2 protein-coding genes and 1 pseudogene are annotated in these 2283 nt (G+C 68.9%); 1 reads left to right on the top strand and 2 read right to left on the bottom strand.

Annotated elements, in window-relative coordinates:
- Positions 1-69: 69 nt before the first annotated feature.
- The gene (gene istB, locus AMK25_RS31435) at positions 70-858 is read right to left on the bottom strand and encodes an IS21-like element helper ATPase IstB (protein ID WP_073831982.1); all 789 of its coding nucleotides are present in this window, start codon (positions 856-858) and stop codon (positions 70-72) included.
- Positions 858-2087 carry an IS21 family transposase gene (gene istA, locus AMK25_RS31430; protein ID WP_073831981.1) on the bottom strand — a complete coding sequence of 410 codons (1230 nt, stop codon included), beginning with the start codon at positions 2085-2087 and terminating at the stop codon, positions 858-860. The genes istB and istA overlap by 1 nt, the downstream gene beginning before the upstream one ends.
- A 60-nt stretch (positions 2088-2147) precedes the next feature.
- On the opposite strand from istA, the pseudogene AMK25_RS32935 reads away from it, so the two are divergent.
- Positions 2148-2283: pseudogene (locus AMK25_RS32935) on the top strand (DUF6596 domain-containing protein); the annotation flags it as partial.

The raw sequence follows: 2283 nt of genomic DNA, 5'->3' as shown, positions 1-2283 counted from the left end.
TGTCAACGCCGCCTCAAACGGGACCACCGTGGTCCGGCTGAAACTGGACCACCTCGGTTTGGTTGATCTTTAGTCGTTGGTCTTGGTGGCCGCGGGGACGCGGCCGAGGTCGCGGTCTTTGAGTCGGTAGCTGTCGCCCTTCATCGAGATGACTTCGGCGTGGTGGACGAGGCGGTCGATCATGGCGGCTGCGACGACGTCGTCTCCGAACACTTCGCCCCACCGGCCGAAGGGCTTGTTGCTGGTCACGATGAGGCTGGCTCGTTCGTAGCGGTTGGAGACGAGTTGGAAGAACAGGTTCGCGGCTTCGGCTTCGAAGGGGATGTAGCCGACCTCGTCGACGATCAGCAGCGGGATCCGGCCGAGTTTGACCAGCTCGTCTTGCAGCCGGCCGGCGTGGTGGGCATCCGCGAGACGAGACACCCATTGGGCGGCGGTGGCGAACGCGACCCGGTGTCCGGCTTGGCAGGCCCGGATCCCGAGGCCGATGGACAGGTGAGTCTTGCCGGTGCCGGGCGGGCCCAGGAACACGACGTTCTCCTTCGACGCCACGAAGTCGAGGGTGCCCAGGTGGGCGATGGTCTCTCGCTTCAGCGACCGTTGGTGCTCGAAGTCGAACTCCTCCAGGCTCTTGCGGGCCGGGAAGCGGGCGGCCCGGATGCGTCCCTCACCGCCGTGGGCTTCCCGGGCGGCGACCTCGCGTTGCAGGCAGGCGGCGAGGAACTCCTCATGCGTCCACGATTCCGTCCGGGCCCGCTCCGCCAGACGCTCGACGGAGGCAGCGAGGGACGGCGCCTTGAGTGCGCGGGTGAGGAACGCGATCTCGGAGGAGACGTTGCGGTTGGTCTTGGTGGCCATCACGCAGCCACCTCAACGTCCAGGCCGAACATGCGGTCGTAGTCGGCCAGCCGGCGGTGTTCCACCTCGGTCGAGACTGCCGTCGCTGGCGCCTGCCGGGCTGCTGTTCGCAGATCGGCGGCGGCCTGGCGGTGAGCGGGATCGGTGATGCTCTGATGCTTGGCCCAGCACCGGTCATGCCGGGCGACGAGGCGGTCCTCGCAGAACACCTGCACCCGGTCGGCGTCGGCGACAACGTCGACCCGTCGGCCCACCGCCGTCGGGTGCACCGAGTAGTCGTTGCTGTCCAAGCGCACGTAGTGATCCCGAGGCAGCCGGGTGCTCTGCCGCCAGCCCACCATCGGCGCGACCGGCGGCAGGGACAGCATCGCGGCCCGGTCGGCGTCCCACCTGTCCACGGGTCGGCAGCCCAACATGCGGTGCCGGCGGTTGTTCGCCCGCACCAACCACTCGGTGAGTTGGGCGTTGAAGTCCTGCGGTGAGGCGAACCGGCGCCCGGGCAGAAACGACGTCTCTAGATAGCCGTTGGCCCGCTCGACCAGGCCCTTAGCCTCCGGATCCGCCGGCCGGCACTGGATCACCTTGATGCCGAGGGTGCCGCGGAAGGCGTTCATCGCCTCGGTCAGCTGCGGCCTGCCGGCCCGCCACTGCCCGACCGCGGACTCGTTGTCCCAGACCAGGGCCTTCGGCGTCCGGCCCCACCCCGAGATCAGCGTCCAGTGCCCGCCCAGCAGGTCCGGCGACTGCCGCGACGGGATCATCACCGCTGACAGCCACCGCGAATACCCGGAGACCATCACCAGCACCGGTGGTCGGCCGACCTGCCCGAAGTCCAACGACACGTCCGCCGGCGGGAACCACAGATCACACTGCGCCAGCTCTCCCGGCAGATACTCCGTCCGCTGGGCCGGGTCAGGGCGTCGGAACAACGGCCGCAGCTGCTGCACCCGATCACAGAACACCGTCTTGCCACGGGTCCACCCGACCCGCTCCATGATCACCGTCGAGGGCATGTCCGGGAACTCCGCCAACAACGCCCGAATCTGCGGCTCGACCGCATCCACGATCGAGCCCTTCGCCGCCCGCCGATACCGCGGCGGCTCATCACTAGCCAAGGCCTTCTTCACGGTGTTGCGAGACATCCTCAACCGCCGTGCGATGGCCTGGATCGCCATGCCCTCCGACCGCCGCAGCCGCCGGATCTCCGCCCAGTCCTCCACGCTCAGCACCTCCCGATGCTTCAGGAGGTGGTCCCGATTCAGCCGGAACCACGTGGTCAGTTTTCAGGCGGCGGCGAGGTGGCCGGGTTGCTGGCGCTGATGCTGCTCACCGACGCGCACCGGGCGGCGCGTACCGGGCCGGACGGCGAGCTGGTGCCGCTGGCCGAGCAGGACCGCGGCCGGTGGGACCGGGCTGCGATCGAGG

It is taken from the genome of Micromonospora sp. TSRI0369, from assembly GCF_001905625.1.
Taxonomy (GTDB): Bacteria; Actinomycetota; Actinomycetes; order Mycobacteriales; family Micromonosporaceae; genus Micromonospora; species Micromonospora echinospora_A.
This window is presented reverse-complemented; position numbering and strand designations above follow the sequence as displayed.

Excerpts from the sequence above, each read along its gene's own strand:
- istB (WP_073831982.1), bottom strand. The coding sequence starts at position 858 with ATGGCCACCAAGACCAACCGCAACGTCTCCTCCGAGATCGCGTTCCTC.